Source organism: Cupriavidus sp. C1SS-2L (assembly GCF_057073735.1).
Map to the genome: position 1 here is coordinate 147,436 of NZ_CP172708.1, position 16,685 is coordinate 164,120.

Below are 16,685 nucleotides of genomic sequence, written 5' to 3' on the forward strand. Positions count from 1 at the left end.
AGACAACAAGACATGAGCACGAACCAACTGCCCCCGCGCCCGATGCGCCTGTCCGGCCTGGAGCCGTTCACGATCGACGACGACACGCTGTTCGTCAACGTCGGCGAACGCACCAACGTCACAGGCTCGAAGGCCTTCGCCCGCATGATCCTGAACGGCCAGTTCGACGAGGCGCTGGCGGTCGCACGCCAGCAGGTCGAGAACGGCGCGCAGATCATCGACATCAACATGGACGAGGCGATGCTCGATTCGAAAGCGGCGATGGTCCGCTTCCTGAATCTGATCGCCTCCGAGCCGGACATCGCGCGCGTGCCGATCATGATCGATTCTTCCAAGTGGGAAGTGATCGAGGCCGGCCTGCAGTGCGTGCAGGGCAAGCCCGTGGTGAACTCGATCTCGCTCAAGGAAGGCGAGGAACAGTTCCGCCACCATGCCGAGCTGATCCGCCGCTATGGCGCGGCCACCGTCGTGATGGCCTTCGACGAGAAAGGCCAGGCCGACACCTTCGAGCGCAAGACCGCGATCTGCAAGCGCAGCTATGACTTCCTCGTGAACGAAGTCGGCTTCCCGCCCGAGGACATCATCTTCGACCCGAACATCTTCGCGGTGGCGACGGGTATCGAGGAACACAACAACTACGCGGTCGACTTCATCGAAGCGACGCGCTGGATCAAGCAGAACCTGCCGTATGCGAAGGTGAGCGGCGGCGTGTCGAACGTGTCGTTCTCGTTCCGCGGCAATGACCTGGTGCGCGAGGCGATCCACACCGTGTTCCTGTTCCACGCCATCGAGGCGGGCATGGACATGGGCATCGTCAATGCGGGCCAGCTCGGCGTGTACGACCAGCTTGATCCCGAACTGCGCGAGCGCGTGGAAGACGTGGTGCTGAACCGCCGCGACGACGCCACCGATCGCCTGCTGGAGATCGCCGACAAGTTCAAGGGCGGCGGCGCCAAGAAGGAAGAGAACCTGGCCTGGCGCGGCACGCCCGAGCAGCCGGTGCCGGTGGCAAAGCGCCTCGCGCACGCGCTGGTGCACGGCATCACCAATTTCATCGTCGACGATACCGAGGAGGCGCGCCAGGAAATCGCCGCGCGCGGCGGCCGTCCGATCGAGGTGATCGAAGGCCCGCTGATGGATGGCATGAACGTTGTCGGCGACCTGTTCGGCGCCGGCAAGATGTTCCTGCCGCAGGTGGTCAAGAGCGCGCGCGTGATGAAGCAGGCGGTGGCACACTTGCTGCCGTTCATCGAGGAAGAGAAGCGCCTGCTGGCCCAGGCCGGCGGCGACGTGCGCTCGCGTGGCAAGATCGTGATCGCCACCGTGAAGGGCGACGTGCACGACATCGGCAAGAACATCGTGTCGGTGGTGCTCCAGTGCAACAACTTCGAAGTGGTCAACATGGGCGTGATGGTCCCGTGCAACGAGATCCTGGCCAAGGCCAAGGTCGAGGGCGCGGACATCGTCGGCCTGTCGGGCCTGATCACGCCGTCGCTCGAGGAAATGGCCTACGTGGCCTCCGAGATGCAGCGTGACGACTACTTCCGCGTGAAGAAGATTCCGCTGCTGATCGGCGGCGCGACCACGTCGCGCGTGCATACGGCGGTGAAGATCGCGCCGAACTACGAAGGCCCGGTGGTGTACGTGCCGGACGCTTCGCGTTCGGTCAGTGTGGCGTCGAGCCTGTTGTCGGACGAAGGCGCCGCGAAGTACCTGGACGACCTGAAGACCGACTACGAACGCATCCGCGTCCAGCACGCGGGCAAGAAGGCCACGCCGATGGTGACGCTGGCCCAGGCGCGCGCGAACAAGACGCCGATCGACTGGAGCGGTTACGTGCCGCCGAAGCCGAAGTTCATCGGCCGGCGCGTGTTCCGCAACTACGATCTCGCGGAACTGGCCAACTTCATCGACTGGGGCCCGTTCTTTCAGACATGGGACCTGGCAGGCAAATTCCCGGACATCCTCAACGACGAGATCGTCGGCGAGTCCGCGCGCCGCGTGTTCTCGGACGGCAAGGCCATGCTGTCGCGCCTGATCCAGGGCCGCTGGCTGACCGCCAACGGCGTGATGGCACTGCTGCCGGCCAATACGGTGAACGATGATGACATCGAGATCTATACCGACGAGACGCGCAGCAAGGTCGCGCTGACGTGGCACAACGTGCGCCAGCAGAGCGAGCGCCCGGTGGTCGACGGCGTGCGTCGCCCGAACCGCTGCCTGTCCGATTTCATCGCGCCGAAATCGTCGGGCGTTGCGGACTACATCGGCCTGTTCGCGGTCACGGCCGGCATCGGCGTGGACAAGAAGGAAGCGCAGTTCGAGGCCGATCACGACGACTACAGCGCGATCATGCTCAAGGCGCTGGCGGACCGCTTCGCCGAGGCCTTCGCCGAATGCCTGCATCAGCGCGTGCGGACCGACCTGTGGGGCTATGACGCGGCCGAGCACCTGAGCAACGACGAACTGATCGCCGAAAAGTACCGCGGCATCCGCCCGGCTCCGGGCTATCCGGCGTGCCCCGAGCACACCGTCAAGGGTCCGATGTTCGAGTACCTCGATTGCGCCGAGATCGGCATGGGCATCACCGAAGCCCTCGCCATGACGCCGGCCGCATCGGTCAGCGGCTTCTACCTTTCGCATCCGGACTCGACCTACTTCACGATCGGCAAGATCGGCCAGGACCAGGTCGACGACATGGCGGCCCGCCGCCATGAAGACCGCAACGCCGTGGCGCGGGCGCTGGCCCCCAACCTGTAACCGCATGCGTCGCCGGGGCGCCGCTATCGCGCGGCGCCTGCTCTGGCGCAGGTCCTTGATGCGGCAGGGAAATTCGCCTTGCATCGCAGCATCGCCATACCCCAGGCGCCGTTCGCGCCGCTTCACAACTCCTTACACTGCATTGCAATCACTCACAGACCGGGGACGGGCGCACCCCTAGACTGGCTCCAAGTTCACGTGAACAACAGCGTGGATGCCGCAGCGAATACTTCGCAGCGGATCACCCTGAAAGGAGCCTTTCCATGAAGAAACTGCTGATCTCCCTGTCCGCCCTGTCGATCGCTGCTGCTTCGTCGCTGGCCATGGCGCAAGGTACGGGCACTACCGCCGGCAACGCGGGTGTCAAGGCCGATGTCGGCGCCGCCGTGAATGCGCCGGCTCCGGTCGGGGGCACCAGCGCGGGCGTAGGCGCATCGACTTCGCTGGACAAGAGCGCGGCGGCGACGCCTGCAACGCCGGCCACTCCCGCCACCCCGGCAGAGCCTGCGAAGGCAGACGCCGGAAAGGCCAAGAGCAAGCACAGCGCAAAGTCGCACAAGAAGGACAAGGCCGACGCGACCCTGGGCGCAAACGCGGGTGCCGACGCGGGCGCCAAGGCCCAGTAAGCCGGGGCCGGCGCGGCCGGCCTCAGCCGCCCCGGGCCCGGACTGGCCCCACGCGGTTTAACGCACTGCAGCAACCTGCAAAGCGGGACGGACCTCCAGCCGTCCCGCTTTGCTTTTGTGGTACGGATTGGGCATGTGCACGGGAAGGGGCGGTGCCTATGCCGCTTTTCCCGTCCCCGATCACCCGTCCCCTGCTGCGGCACTGCGGCAGCGCGTCCATGTCAGCCTGACACCGACAGTCCGCGGCGCCTTGCGGCACTACAATGCTTACACGGCAAGCGGTTCCGCCTGCACCCGAATCTATTAGGCGAAAGCCCCACCAGTGGAGCCCATGATGATCCGCGTCCTGATCGCCGATGATCACGAGATTGTTCGCGCAGGGCTGCGCCAGTTTCTTGCTGACGAACCCGATATCCAGGTCACCGGCGAGGCCGGCAGCGGCGACGAAGTCATGGCGCAATTGCGCGACGGCGAATTCGACGTGCTGGTGCTCGACATCTCGATGCCCGAGCGCAACGGCATCGATGTGCTCAAACTGATCCGACAGCGCAAGCCTGACCTGCCTGTGCTGATTCTTTCGACTTATCCGGAAGACCAGTACGCGATCAACCTGATCCGCGCGGGCGCTTCGGGTTATCTCACCAAGGAAAGCGCGCCGGATGACTTGGTCAAGGCCATTCGCACCGTGGCCCAGGGCCGCCGCTATGTCAGCGCGGCTGTGGCGGACCTGCTGATCGGCGGGCTCGACAAGCCAACCGAACAGCCGGTGCACCAGATGCTGTCCGAGCGCGAGTTCCAGATCTTCTGCAAGCTGTCACGCGGCCAGTCGGTATCGGTGATCGCGGACGAACTCTTCCTGAGCGTGAAGACCGTCAGCACTTACCGTTCGCGCATCCTGGAGAAAATGGGCATGAAAACCAACGCGGACCTGACCTACTACGCCATCAAGAACGGCCTGGTCGAATGACGGCCAGGAGATCCCGACGCGAACGCTGCATCACGCGCCGGGTGAACCGTCCCACTGAACGTTTTTGAAGAATGTCGGAGCAGGCTTCGAACTCCCCATACCGGGCACTGCGCGTACTGCTGATCGAGGATTCGGCAGTCCTGCGGGGCATGCTCCTCGAATACCTGAACGACTTCCCCTATGTGCAAAGCGTCGACTGGGCCGATACCGAGGCCATGGCGGTGCGCATGATCGCCGGTGACAAGCCGTATGACGTGGTCATCGTCGATCTGCAGCTACGGCAGGGCAATGGCGTCAACGTGCTGCGTGTCATGCAGCGGGAACACCTTCCCGGCCTGCGCATCGTCTATACGAACCACGCGCAGGTGTCCGTGTACCGCAACCAGTGCGCCGAAGCCGGGGCAGATTACTTCTTCGACAAATCGCTGGAGCTGGAGCAGGTGTTCCGCGTGATCGAGGAGCGGGCGGCCGCAGGTGCCTGACGCGCGCTTCTCCACACTCCCCGTATGTCCCGAATTACCGTATTTCAGTCTATTCCGGCTGCGTCTCGCCGATGGGTTCTTCCGCCGGTGCCAGGACCGATGCGGTGAGCGGGACTTCGACGCGTATGCTCACCCCGGTATTGGGCGACGACACGATCTCCATGCTGCCGCCCAGCGCTGTCACGCGCTGCTCCATGCCTAGCAGGCCATGGTGTCCTGCGGTGCTGCCGGCATCGAAATCGGGCGGCAGGCCCTTGCCATCGTCGTGAACGGTCAGCGTCAGCTGTTCGTCGGTGCAACCGACCGACAGCCGGATATGCGTGGCCTGCGAATACTTGCTGGCGTTGGTGAGTGACTCCTGGGCGATGCGGTAGAGCGCGATCGCGGCGTCGTCGCGCAGGCGTGGCAGTTCTTCCGGCACGCTGACTTCGGATTCCCAGTGGTTACGCCCGGCAACGTCCTCGACCAGCTGGAGCAGCGCGGCACGCAGGCCGAGGTTGAGCAGCACGGTCGGCCGCAGGTCTTCGATCAGGCGGCGCTTGATCTGGATGCCCTGGTCCACGTGAAGCATCACGCGCGACAGCTTTTCGGCGGCTTCCGGCTGGCTTTCCTGTACGCGCCGGCGCACCCAGTGCAAGTCCAGCTTGATGGCAGTCAGGATCGCGCCGAGTTCGTCGTGCAGCTCCCGCGCAAGCCTGGTCTTCTCGTCCTCGGTCACGCGCTGCAGGTGGCCTGCGAGCGCCGATAGCTGGCGTGTGCGCGCGCGCACCTTGCGATCGAGCCGCAGGCCTTCCTCCTCGGCCTGCGCGCGCGCTGATTCCGACATGGTCAGGCGCTTGGCATGGCCGAGTCCCACGGCGATCAGCAGCACGATATTGATGGCGGTCAGCAAGGCGATGCCATAGCGCGAAAGCTGCACGTCGCGCTCGGCGCCCTCCAGCCGGTGCGCGACGGTATCGGCTTCGCGCGCCTGCAGCCGGTCCAGGCCGCGGCGCGCGTTGTCCATGGTCTGCTTGCCGTAGTCGGTGCGCACCAGGTCCAGCGCCACCGCCAGGTCGCGCTTGCCGTACAGCAGCGTGAGCGCCATCTCATTGAGCTTGCTGCTGATCTGCTTGGAGGTCTCGCCAAACATCTGCAGCGCTTCGGGATCGGCCGCGTAGTCGGCGCGGATGTGCGCCATCAGCTCGTTGATGCGCGGCAGGGCCTGGTAATAGGGATCCAGGTAGCTGTCCTTGCCGGTCAGCAGGAAGCCGCGCTGGCCCGCCTCGGCATTGACCAGTTCGCCATTGAGCGCGGCCAGTTGCGTCTGCACGCGCTGCGAGCGGATGACCTCGTTGTAGCTTTCGCGCAGGCGTACGTTGCCGGTCTCTGACGCGACCAGCACGGCCAGGGTCAGCAGGATGCCGCCAGCGAGCAGCAGGGTATGTGGAAGGAAAGACTGCTTGAACATGAGGCAATTCCTCGGTGGGGCGCTTGCCGCCGGGGTGCGGCCATGGGATCACATCCTCACGGCGAGGTCAACCTTTGAAAGTGGTTGCGGCCACTTTCGGCATGCACGATTCGACGCTGCATGCGGTGCTCCGGGCGGGCACTGTAGGACTTGGCTGACAGCGGAATCGGCCCGCTGTCGGTGTCTGCGCCGGGGAGGGCTTCCTACGATGAGGCTATGAGCTTGTTCGTCACCGCGCAAGCCCTAACCGGCGATTCCGTCCGCCAGGCGGGCAGGTTTCGCCTCCTTCGGGAGTCCAGTCATGCTGCAATATGCACTCGTCTTTTTCGTTATCGCGCTGATTGCCGCGGTTTTCGGTTTTGGCGGTATTGCTGCCGGCGCCGTAGAGATCGCGAAAATCCTGTTCTTCATTTTCCTGATCGTGGCTTTGGTTACCGCCGTAATGGGTCTGGTCCGCAGACGGTGACGCTTAACGCGCCCTGACCTGTGCCCCACGACCTGAGGAGAGCCCATGCTGACGCAGAACCCCAAAGTCCGGAAGGAAATCACCCACCTCGCCGACAGCGCCGACAGCACCATTCGCCGGATCCGGCACGCCGCACGCGATACGCGCGACGCGGCAGGGCCCATCTCGGACGAGGTGAAATCGCTGATCTCGCAGCTCCAGCACACCATCGAAGTGCTGGCCAGCGAAGGATCGGAGCAAAGCCTGAACGCCGGGCGCCGCCTGCGCGCGCGGGCCAGTGAAATGACGGAGCGCTTGCGGGCGCAAGCCGAGGATGGCGTATCCCAGGTCCGCGAACGGATGGATGGAGCCGTCGTGCATGCCCAGCAGCGCGTAGCAGAGTCCCCGCTGAAAGCCGTGGGACTGGCAGCCGCGATCGGCGCGCTGATTGGGCTGATGCTGGCCACCCGCAATCACCGGGAGTAGCACGCTGCGGCCATCCGCGGGCAGGCGCGATGGCCGGCAACATTCCCCCCTTGTCCGGAAGACATCCACGATCCGGAAGCCCGACGCCGCCATGGCGGCGTCGGGCGCTTTTTTTTGTATGTGCAGCCATTACGGCGCTGCGACAAAACGCAGCACCGTCCTCAGAATTTCCTCACACGCCCCAGAGTACGTCCACGCCTTCGCGCTGCGAGGCGCGCAGCATGTCGAGGAACGGATAGGCGCGCTGGCCGAGGTGCAGTGGCTCCTCTTCCTCTTCGTCATGCTTGCCGTCGACGGCGGCTTCGGCGGGGTGAGTGCGCTTGGCGTCGGAAACCGCGGCTTCGAGTTTCTGGATCGCGCGCGGCAGTTCTTCCACTGTGATCACCCCTCGCTCTCCAAGATGCTTGCCGATGATGCCCATGAGCGTCACGGCCAGATCTCGCATCATGATCAGGTCCTGCGCGGCGTGGGATTTGAAGGTGATCAGCATGATGTTGTTTCCTTTCACGGACCTGCAGAAGGCGGGTTCCCCGGGGGAAGTCACCGCTCGGATTGTGGCTCTTGCGAGCCGCGCGCATGATGTCAGCATAGCACCTGATAAAATTCCGCGTTTCCGAATTCCATTGCCGGTCACGCGGCGCGGCGCGCACTTGCGCACCGCTTTCGGCGTTCCGCACGTGCTCTCTGCCGGCCATTGCCGGTTTGGCTGCGCGGGCCGACGCACCGCCTGCCCGACTACCGCCCAACAGGGCCTCGACACCCATGCTGCCTGTTCAGACCTCCAATCTTGCCGCTGCGTTCACTGATGCCGTGCGCGCGCTCGCGCCGGCCGATGCGGCCCTGCCCGCCGTGACATTCGAGCGGCCGAAGGCCGCCGCCCACGGCGACCTGGCATGCAACATCGCCATGCAGGTGGCGCGCGCGCTCAAGAGCAATCCGCGCGAACTGGCCCAGCGCATCGTGGCGATGGTGCAGGCCGATCCGCGCGCGGCCGAACTGGTCGCGGGCATGGAGATCGCCGGCCCGGGCTTCATCAACCTGCGCCTGACGCCGGCCGCCAAGGCGGACGTGTTGCGCGCGGTGCTGAGCGAGGGCGACGGCTACGGCGCCCAGGAGCGCGGCATGCACGGCAACGTGCTGGTCGAATTCGTCTCGGCCAACCCGACCGGCCCGCTGCACGTCGGCCATGGCCGTCAGGCGGCGCTCGGCGACGCGCTGGCCAATCTGCTGTCGTGGCAGGGCTATGACGTGCACCGCGAGTTCTACTACAACGACGCCGGCGTGCAGATCCAGAACCTGGCCGTGTCGGTGCAGGCGCGCGCGCGGGGCTTCAAGCCCGGCGATGCCAACTGGCCGGAAGCCGCCTACAACGGCGACTACATCGGCGACATCGCCGCCGACTTCCTGGCCGGCAAGACCGTGAGCGCGTCCGATGGCGAGCCGGTGACCGCGTCGGGCAACCCAGAGGATCTCGACTCGATCCGCAAATTCGCGGTGACCTACCTGCGCAACGAGCAGGACATTGACCTGCAGGCCTTCGGCGTCAAGTTCGACCACTACTACCTGGAATCATCGCTGTACACCGACGGCCGCGTCGAAGCCGCGGTGCAGGGTCTGGTCGGCAAGGGCAAGACCTACGAGAGCGAAGGCGCGCTGTGGCTGCGCACCACCGACGACGGCGACGACAAGGACCGGGTCATGAAGAAGACCGACGGTACCTACACGTACTTCGTGCCGGACGTGGCCTACCACACCACCAAGTGGGAGCGCGGCTTCACCAAGGTCATTAACGTACAGGGCAGCGACCACCACGGCACCATCGCGCGCGTGCGCGCCGGGCTGCAGGGGCTCGACATCGGCATCCCCAAGGGCTACCCCGACTACGTGCTGCACAAGATGGTCACCGTGATGAAGAACGGCGAGGAGGTGAAGATCTCCAAGCGTGCCGGCTCGTATGTGACCGTGCGCGACCTGATCGAGTGGTCAAACGGCGGCGATGAAACCATTCGCGGCTGCCTGGACGCAGGCGTGGCCGACTGGCCCGAGCACTTCACGCGCGGGCGCGATGCCGTGCGCTTCTTCCTGCTGTCGCGCAAGGCTGACACGGAGTTCGTGTTCGACGTGGACCTCGCGCTCAAGCAGAACGACGAGAACCCGGTGTACTACGTGCAGTACGCCCACGCGCGCATCTGCTCGATCTTCGAATCGTGGGGCGGCGCCGACTGGGAAAGCCGCCTGGCCGAACTGGCCGGCACCGACCTGGCCGCCGTCACCGGTGCCGACGCGAGCCCGCAGGCACTGGCGCTGGGCCAGCGCCTGGCCGAGTTCCCCGAGATGCTGGCCGCCGCTGCGGGCGAACTGGCGCCGCACGCCGTTGCGTTCTACCTGCGCGACCTGGCCGGGGATTTCCACGCGTTCTACAACGCCGACCGCGTGCTGGTCGATGACGAAGCCGTCAAGCGTGCCCGCCTGGCACTGCTGGCCGCCACGCGCCAGGTGCTGCGCAATGGCCTGGCGGTGATCGGCGTCTCGGCGCCGCGCCGCATGTAAGTACGGAAGTCAAGGCACCGGCGTGCGATCGGGCCGGCTGGCGGGGCAGTGTTGCTCCGCAATGTGGCCGGCGCCGCCGCGGGCGGCGCTGGCACTATAATCTCCCGGCAACACCTAAGAGGACTTATGCAACAGCAACGCAAGCGCGACGCGCGCAGTGCCCGCCGCAGCCAGCAGCGCGGGGGAACGTTCCTGGGCCTGGTGCTCGGGCTGATCGTCGGCCTGGCCATTGCCGTGGTGGTCGCCCTGTATATCACCAAGTCGCCGGCGCCGTTCCAGCAGAAGAATGCGCCGCCCCGGCCCAGCGAACCCGGCAACGTAACCAGCAACCTGCCGAGCCCCACGCAATCGCAGTCTCAGCAGGAAGGCCCGACCGACCCGAACAAGCCGCTGTGGAGCAAGACGCCGGCCAAGCCGGTTGGCCAGCCCGCGCCTGAAGCGCAGCCGCAGCAACAGCCGCCCGTGGCCACCGCGCCGGAGAACCGCAACGGCAATGGCAATAGCAACGGAAACGGCAACGGTGACCGCCAGCCGCCCGTGGCGGTCGCGCGCCCCGCGGAAAAGCCCGCCGAGAAGCCGGTTGAAAAGCCTGCCGACAGGACAGTTGCGAACAACAAGCCGGCCGAGAAGCCGGTGTCGGATCCGATTGCCGAGATCGCCCAGGCAGATGCCAACAAGGTGGGCTACCTGCTGCAGGTCGGTGCGTTCCGCTCGTCGGACGACGCCGATCGCCAGAAGGCCAACCTGGCGATGCAGGGTTTCGAAGCCAGGATCACCGACCGTGACGTCAACGGCGTCAAGATGTACCGCGTCCGCATCGGCCCCTATGCCCGCATCGAGGACATGAACAAGGCGCGCGACCGGCTGCAGTCGGCCGGATTCGATGCCTCCGTGATCCGCTTCACCAAGCAGTAACGCGCTGTAACCACGAGGCTGGCGGCCCCGCTGAACCGGATGCCGCCGCCGCTGTCATACGCTCATCGCCCAAACCTCGCCCAAACCGGAAGGCCGTTCCAAGATGAAGAAACTTGCCGCACTGATTGCTACGTTCGCCGCTGTCGGCAGCCTGTTGATGACTGCCCCCGCCCACGCGGCGCCCACCGAAGGCAAGGAATACCAGGTGCTGAAGGCGCCGCAGCCTGTGCCGGCGGGCAAGATCGAAGTCACCGAGTTCTTCTGGTACGGCTGCCCGCACTGCTTCGATTTCGAGCCCGAACTCGAAGCGTGGGTCAAGAAGCAGGGCAAGGACGTGGTCTTCAAGCGGGTGCCCGTGGCCTTCCGCGACGACCTGCTGCCGCACACGAAGATCTTCTATGCGCTGGAGTCCATCGGCAAGCTGGACGCCATGCATGCCAAGGTCTTCAACGCGATCCACGTCGACCGCAAGCGCATGCTGGACCCGAATGAGATCGCCGATTTCATGGCCAAGAACGGCATCGACCGCAAGGCGTTCCTCGATGCCTATAACTCGTTCTCGGTGACGACCAACGCGCAGCGTGCGAACAAGATTGCCGACGCGTACAAGGTCGACGGCGTGCCGACCGTGGTGGTCCAGGGCAAGTACGTGACTTCGCCGTCCATTGCTGGCACCAAGACCGGTGCAATCCAGGCCATGGATTACCTGGTGACCCAGGTCCGCGACAAGAAGCTCTGAACGCGATTTCCCGAAGGCCGGTACGATGTCGTACCGGCCTTTTTTTATTTGAGCTTCCGGTAGACCGATGCGCCCCCTGAAAGTCTTCCTCACCGGCGCCTCCAGCGGCCTGGGCCAGGCGCTGGCGCGCGAATATGCGCAGCAAGGCGCCATCCTCGGGCTCGTCGCGCGGCGTGAAGATGCCCTGCGCGACCTTGCCCAAAGCCTGCCCAATCCTGGCGCCGTGCACGTCTATGCCGCCGATGTGCGCGATGCCGACGCCATGCAGCGGGCCGCGCAGGACTTCCTGGACCGCTACGGCGTGCCCGACGTGGTCATCGCCAACGCCGGCGTGTCGGTCGGCACGGTGGCCAGCGAGCGCGAGGACCTCGAAGCGTTCCGCATGGTCATGGATACCAACTGGTTCGGCGTGCTGACCACCTTCCAGCCCTTCCTGCAGCCCATGCGCGACCGGGACCCCGGTGTCGGCGGCTGGCGCGGCACGCTGGTCGGCATTGCCAGCGTGGCCGGTGTGCGCGGGCTGCCGGGCGGTGGTGCGTACAGCGCGTCCAAGTCCGCGGTGATCAAGCTGCTGGAAAGCCTGCGGCTGGAAGAGCGCCGCCATGGCATCCGCGTGGTGACCATCGCGCCCGGCTATATCCGTACGCCGATGACGGCGCACAACCCGTACCGCATGCCGTTCCTGACCGATGCCGACGTTTTTGCGCGCAAGGCCGTCAAGGCGATCGGCGCCGGCAGCCGCTTCAAGGTGATCCCCTGGCAGATGGGCATGGTCGCGTCGCTGATGCACCTGATGCCACGCTGGCTTTACGATGCGCTGGCGGCAAGCGCGCCGCGCAAGCCGCGCAACGGCGAAGGGGACTGACCATGTGGCGCGACGCCATCGGCGAGCAGCATGCCGCGGCCAGCGGCGATGTGCGCATCGCCTCGCTGGTGCCGTCGGTGACGGAGCTGCTATTTTCGCTGGAACTGGGCGAGCAGATGGTCGCACGCACGGGCTTCTGCATCCATCCGGAACCGGCCGTGCGCGCCGTGGCCAAGGTGGGCGGCACCAAGGACGTGAAGCTGGACCGCCTGCGCGATCTGGCGCCCACGCATGTCGTGGTCAATATCGACGAGAACCGCCGCGAAACCGTGGAGGAGATCCGCGCCTTCGTGCCCAACGTGATCGTCACGCATCCGTGCGCGCCGGAAGACAATTTCGAGTTGTACCGGCTGCTCGGCGGCATTTTCGGACGCCAGCCGCAGGCCGAGCGCCTGTGCGCCGCGCTGCAGGCGGAACTGAAGGCCATCCAAGCGCGTGCGTGGCCCGCCCGCAAGGTGCTCTACGCGATCTGGCAGGACCCGTGGATGACCGTGTCGCGCAATACCTATATCAGCCGCATGCTGGCGCTGGTGAACTGGCAGACCTGGCCCGAAGAGACGCCGCAGGCGTGCGCGGACGGCGACTGCACCCGGCCGAACGCGGCGGGAGAGCGCTATCCGAGCTTTCGCTGGAACGACGCGCTGGTACGTGGGCTCGATGAGGTGCTGCTGTCCACCGAGCCCTACCGCTTTACCGAAGACCATGCCGACGCGCTCGAGCGGCAGCTCGGCAAGCCGGTGCAGCTGGTCGATGGCGAGATGCTGTCCTGGTACGGCAGCCGCGCCATTGAAGGGGTGCGCTACCTCGCCGCGCTGGCTGCGCGCGGCTGAGCGATATCAAGCCGCCCGAAAGCGGATCACACCGTCATCGCCCGTTTCCCGCACCAGCTCGCCGCGATGCCACAGCGCATGCAGGTGCGCGAGCGATTCGCCCATCGCAAACGTCATCTGGTGGATGTCGAACTGGCGCTTGAAGATCACGCTGACGATATCGTGCGCGCAGCACGGCTTTTCGCGGCACGCTTCGAGCGTTTCGGCGAGGCGATCCACATGGTGTTCGCGCAGTTGGGCGATGCGCGTGTGCAGGTTGCGGAAGGGCCGGCCGTGCGATGGCAGGATCAGCACGTCCTCGGGCAGGCCTTCGTACTTGCTCAGTGAATCGAGATAGAGCTGCAGCGAGTTGGCTTCCGGCTCCATGTCGAACACACTGACATTGGTCGAGATGCGCGGCAGCACCATGTCGCCGGAGATCAGCACATGGGTCGCAGCGTTGTAGAGCGCCACGTGCTCAGGCGAATGGCCGAAACCGGTGATCACGCGCCAGCCCGAAGTCGCCGGATCGGTGCCGATCGTGACCGTGTCGCCGTCCATCAGGCGGCGATACTGCGTGGGCAGGTCTGGCACCAGCGACGGGTAGTAGGTCTTGCGCGCGCGCAGCTTTTCCTGGCTGTCCGGGTCGGTCAGGCCGTGGCGCGCGAAGTGTTCGGCGGCCAGCTCGCCGCCGGCGCTGGAACCCGCGCCGGTGCCGCTGCCCATCACGCGCGCGCTCATGTAGTCGCCCAGGCTCATCCACAGCCGCACATCGAAGCGCTTGCACAGCCAATGCGCCAGGCCGACATGGTCCGGGTGGCTGTGCGTGACCAGCACGCGCAACACCGGCAGCCCTTCGAGTTCGTTGGCGAAGATGGTTTCCCAGTGCGCCTTGATGGTGTCGTTGGTGATGCCGCAGTCGATGATGGTCCAGCCGTCTTTGCCGTCCTGGTGATCCCGCAGCAGCCACAGGTTGATGTGGTCGAGCGCGAAGGGCAGGGGCATGCGCAGCCAGTAGACGCCGGGCGCCACTTCCTGTTTGGCGCCGGGCTCGGGCATGGTGTCCGCGAACGGGTATTGGAGCTGGTGTTCGAGTGCGTTCATGAGGAGTCTCGTGATCGAAGCCCTGCGCCGTGTCACGCTGATTCACGCCGGGGCAGGCGGGCTTTCTTGTCTTTGCCGTCACGCCGGGCCAAATCGGCCGGGCATGAAAGCACCGGTTGCCAGCCGCAGGCGTTGACGCTAACGTAAACGTCAACTCGTGCGACTCGTCTCCATCTTAAGCCAAAAGTTGACTTCGCAACGAACGACCGTTCACTTACTTTGGGCGCACCATGGCAGCCACACACGTTTCCGGATCACCCGCCAGCCCGGTCACCTATACGATCACCGATCTTGCGCGCGAGTTCGATGTCACGCCGCGTACGATCCGATTTTATGAAGACCAGGGCCTGCTCTCGCCTGAGCGAGCCGGGCCTGGCGGCCGCACGCGCGTATTCAACGGGCGCGAGCGCACCCGCCTGAAGCTCGCGCTGCGCGGCAAAAGGTTGGGGCTTACTCTCAATGAGATCCGCGAAATTCTGGATCTCTACGAGTCTCCGCGCAACACCGCGCCGCAGCTCGAACGCTTCCTCGACGCATTGGCCGGGCACCGCGCCGCGCTCGAGCGCCAGCTCGAAGACCTGCAGGCGCAGCTCGCCGAGATCGATCAGCATGAGAAGCAGTGCAAGGCACTGCTTGAAGCCCAGCGGGCGCCCGGCAATGCTCCGGCCAAGCATGAACCTGCCTGACGCTGCACTTGTGGCGCGTCAGCGCACCACTACTGATTGACGTTTACGTAAACGTCAATAGAATACTCCGGACAACCTCACCACGGAGCCGCCATGACGCAGGACCTTGAAGCCGCAGCTGTCCCCGCCCAGCCCGAGCAGTTGTCGGCGGCTCGTGTGGACACCATTGCCACGAGCTTTGCCCGCCAGGGCCTGATGACGACCTTCGGTGCAAGCCTGGCCCGCGTCGAGCGCGGCGAGGTCGAAATCGCCATGCCCTGGTCCGAAGGCGTGACCCAGCAGCACGGCTTCTTCCACGGCGGCGTGGTCGGCGCACTGGCCGACAGCGCGTGCGGGTATGCGGCGCTGAGCCTGGTCGCCGACGGCGAGGCGGGCCTGACCGCCGAATACAAGATCAACCTGCTGTCCCCGGCGCAGGGCGAACGCCTGATAGCCGTGGGGCGCGTGCTCAAGCCCGGCCGTACGCTGATCGTGGCCCAGGGCGATGTCTTTGTCGAACAACAGGGTCGCCGCAAGCTCGTGGCGACCATGCTGATGACGCTTTGCGTCGTGCGTACGCTCGGACACGTCTGACACGCGCCGAACCGCTGCTGCCAACAAGACCCCAAGGAGACCACCATGACCGAACTGCCTGGCCTGAAATTCGACCTGGGCGATGACATCGAGATGCTGCGCGGTGCCGTGCGCGACTGGGCGCAGGCGGAGCTGGCGCCGCGCGCGGGTGAGATCGACCGCACCGACCAGTTTCCGATGGACGCCTGGAAGAAGATGGGCGACCTCGGCGTGCTCGGCATCACCGTGGCCGAGGAGTACGGCGGCGCCAACATGGGCTACCTGGCCCACATGGTGGCGATGGAGGAAATCAGCCGTGCCTCGGCGTCGGTCGGCTTGTCCTATGGCGCGCATTCGAACCTGTGCGTGAATCAGATCCACCGCAACGGCACCGCCTCGCAGAAGGCGAAGTACCTGCCGAAGCTGGTGTCGGGCGAGTGGATCGGCGCGCTCGCGATGAGCGAGCCCAATGCCGGCTCCGACGTCGTCAGCATGAAGCTGCGCGCCGATTTCAAAGGCGACCGCTTCGTGCTCAACGGCACCAAGATGTGGATCACGAACGGCCCGGATTGCGACGTGCTGGTCGTCTACGCCAAGACGGAACCGGACCTCGGCGCGCGCGGCATGACCGCGTTCATCGTCGAGAAGGGCATGAAGGGCTTCTCGGTCGCGCAGAAGCTGGACAAGCTCGGCATGCGGGGGTCGCACACCGGCGAACTGGTGTTCGAGGACGTGGAGGTGCCGGTCGAGAACATACTTGGCGGCGAGAACAGCGGCGCCAAGGTACTGATGAGCGGTCTCGACTACGAACGCGCGGTGCTGTCGGGCGGCCCGATCGGCATCATGCAGGCGTGCATGGACGTGGTCACACCGTACATCCACGACCGCAAGCAGTTTGGCCAGAGCATCGGCGAATTCCAGCTGATCCAGGGCAAGGTCGCCGACATGTACACGACGCTGCAGGCAGCGCGCAGCTATCTGTACACAGTTGGCAAGAACCTGGATTCGCTCGGCAGCGAGCACGTGCGCCAGGTGCGCAAGGATTGCGCCGCCGTGATCCTGTACACGGCGGAGAAGGCCACCTGGATGGCCGGCGAAACCGTGCAGATCCTGGGCGGCAACGGCTATATCAACGAATACCCGGCCGGGCGGCTGTGGCGCGATGCCAAGCTGTACGAGATTGGGGCCGGGACTTCAGAGATTCGGCGGATGCTGATTGGTCGGGAATTGTTTGCCGAGACGATGTGAT

General features: G+C 65.4%; 17 protein-coding genes. 14 read left to right on the forward strand and 3 right to left on the reverse strand.

Features of this window, described 5'->3' with window-relative positions:
- The first annotated feature begins 12 nt into the window (after positions 1 to 12).
- From metH to ACIGJG_RS00630, 4 genes are all read left to right on the forward strand, one after another.
- Entirely contained in the window at positions 13 to 2,760 is a 2,748-nt protein-coding gene (gene metH, locus ACIGJG_RS00615) for a methionine synthase (protein WP_011296309.1), read from the forward strand.
- Positions 2,761 to 3,023: 263 nt separating this feature from the next.
- Entirely contained in the window at positions 3,024 to 3,386 is a 363-nt protein-coding gene (locus tag ACIGJG_RS00620) for a hypothetical protein (RefSeq protein ID WP_011296310.1), read from the forward strand.
- Between the two features lie 334 nt (positions 3,387 to 3,720).
- Positions 3,721 to 4,353: a response regulator gene (locus tag ACIGJG_RS00625; RefSeq protein ID WP_011296311.1), complete on the forward strand. Its 633-nt coding sequence runs from the start codon at positions 3,721 to 3,723 to the stop codon at positions 4,351 to 4,353.
- 71 nt (positions 4,354 to 4,424) lie between these two features.
- Positions 4,425 to 4,835 (forward strand): response regulator, encoded by a 411-nt coding sequence (locus tag ACIGJG_RS00630; protein ID WP_011296312.1) that lies wholly within the window; start codon positions 4,425 to 4,427, stop codon positions 4,833 to 4,835.
- Positions 4,836 to 4,884: 49 nt separating this feature from the next.
- On the opposite strand, the gene ACIGJG_RS00635 is transcribed toward ACIGJG_RS00630, so the two are convergent.
- A complete protein-coding gene (locus ACIGJG_RS00635; RefSeq protein WP_011296313.1) occupies positions 4,885 to 6,285 on the reverse strand; it encodes a CHASE3 domain-containing protein in 1,401 nt (466 codons plus the stop codon).
- Between the two features lie 301 nt (positions 6,286 to 6,586).
- On the opposite strand from ACIGJG_RS00635, the gene ACIGJG_RS00640 reads away from it, so the two are divergent.
- Positions 6,587 to 6,751 carry a DUF1328 domain-containing protein gene (locus tag ACIGJG_RS00640; RefSeq protein ID WP_011296314.1) on the forward strand — a complete coding sequence of 55 codons (165 nt, stop codon included), beginning with the start codon at positions 6,587 to 6,589 and terminating at the stop codon, positions 6,749 to 6,751.
- Between the two features lie 45 nt (positions 6,752 to 6,796).
- Entirely contained in the window at positions 6,797 to 7,216 is a 420-nt protein-coding gene (locus ACIGJG_RS00645) for an ElaB/YgaM/YqjD family protein (protein ID WP_011296315.1), read from the forward strand.
- Positions 7,217 to 7,388: 172 nt separating this feature from the next.
- Here the strand turns inward: ACIGJG_RS00645 and ACIGJG_RS00650 are convergent, their stop codons facing one another.
- Positions 7,389 to 7,706, reverse strand: a complete 318-nt coding sequence (locus ACIGJG_RS00650; protein ID WP_011296316.1) for a DUF1840 domain-containing protein — start codon at positions 7,704 to 7,706, stop codon at positions 7,389 to 7,391.
- Positions 7,707 to 7,978: 272 nt separating this feature from the next.
- Here ACIGJG_RS00650 and argS point away from each other — a divergent pair, with 272 nt between their 5' ends.
- The 5 genes from argS (at position 7,979) to ACIGJG_RS00675 (ending at position 13,115) form a co-directional block, all read left to right on the forward strand.
- Complete coding sequence (gene argS / locus ACIGJG_RS00655; protein WP_140953221.1) at positions 7,979 to 9,766, forward strand: arginine--tRNA ligase; 1,788 nt, start codon at positions 7,979 to 7,981, stop codon at positions 9,764 to 9,766.
- Positions 9,767 to 9,892: 126 nt separating this feature from the next.
- Positions 9,893 to 10,681 carry an SPOR domain-containing protein gene (locus ACIGJG_RS00660; protein WP_140953220.1) on the forward strand — a complete coding sequence of 263 codons (789 nt, stop codon included), beginning with the start codon at positions 9,893 to 9,895 and terminating at the stop codon, positions 10,679 to 10,681.
- 103 nt (positions 10,682 to 10,784) lie between these two features.
- Positions 10,785 to 11,420 (forward strand): thiol:disulfide interchange protein DsbA/DsbL, encoded by a 636-nt coding sequence (locus ACIGJG_RS00665; protein WP_011296319.1) that lies wholly within the window; start codon positions 10,785 to 10,787, stop codon positions 11,418 to 11,420.
- A gap of 67 nt (positions 11,421 to 11,487) precedes the next feature.
- Positions 11,488 to 12,285, forward strand: a complete 798-nt coding sequence (locus ACIGJG_RS00670; RefSeq protein WP_011296320.1) for an SDR family oxidoreductase — start codon at positions 11,488 to 11,490, stop codon at positions 12,283 to 12,285.
- Positions 12,286 to 12,287: 2 nt separating this feature from the next.
- The gene (locus ACIGJG_RS00675; protein WP_220631205.1) at positions 12,288 to 13,115 is read left to right on the forward strand and encodes a helical backbone metal receptor; all 828 of its coding nucleotides are present in this window, start codon (positions 12,288 to 12,290) and stop codon (positions 13,113 to 13,115) included.
- A gap of 6 nt (positions 13,116 to 13,121) precedes the next feature.
- Here the strand turns inward: ACIGJG_RS00675 and ACIGJG_RS00680 are convergent, their stop codons facing one another.
- Complete coding sequence (locus tag ACIGJG_RS00680) at positions 13,122 to 14,198, reverse strand: MBL fold metallo-hydrolase (RefSeq protein WP_011296322.1); 1,077 nt, start codon at positions 14,196 to 14,198, stop codon at positions 13,122 to 13,124.
- A 230-nt stretch (positions 14,199 to 14,428) separates the two neighbouring features.
- On the opposite strand from ACIGJG_RS00680, the gene ACIGJG_RS00685 reads away from it, so the two are divergent.
- The 3 genes from ACIGJG_RS00685 (at position 14,429) to ACIGJG_RS00695 (ending at position 16,684) form a co-directional block, all read left to right on the forward strand.
- Positions 14,429 to 14,884 (forward strand): MerR family transcriptional regulator, encoded by a 456-nt coding sequence (locus ACIGJG_RS00685; RefSeq protein WP_011296323.1) that lies wholly within the window; start codon positions 14,429 to 14,431, stop codon positions 14,882 to 14,884.
- Positions 14,885 to 14,977: 93 nt separating this feature from the next.
- Positions 14,978 to 15,457, forward strand: a complete 480-nt coding sequence (locus ACIGJG_RS00690; RefSeq protein WP_011296324.1) for a PaaI family thioesterase — start codon at positions 14,978 to 14,980, stop codon at positions 15,455 to 15,457.
- A gap of 45 nt (positions 15,458 to 15,502) precedes the next feature.
- The gene (locus tag ACIGJG_RS00695; protein ID WP_011296325.1) at positions 15,503 to 16,684 is read left to right on the forward strand and encodes an isovaleryl-CoA dehydrogenase; all 1,182 of its coding nucleotides are present in this window, start codon (positions 15,503 to 15,505) and stop codon (positions 16,682 to 16,684) included.
- Position 16,685: the final 1 nt, after the last annotated feature.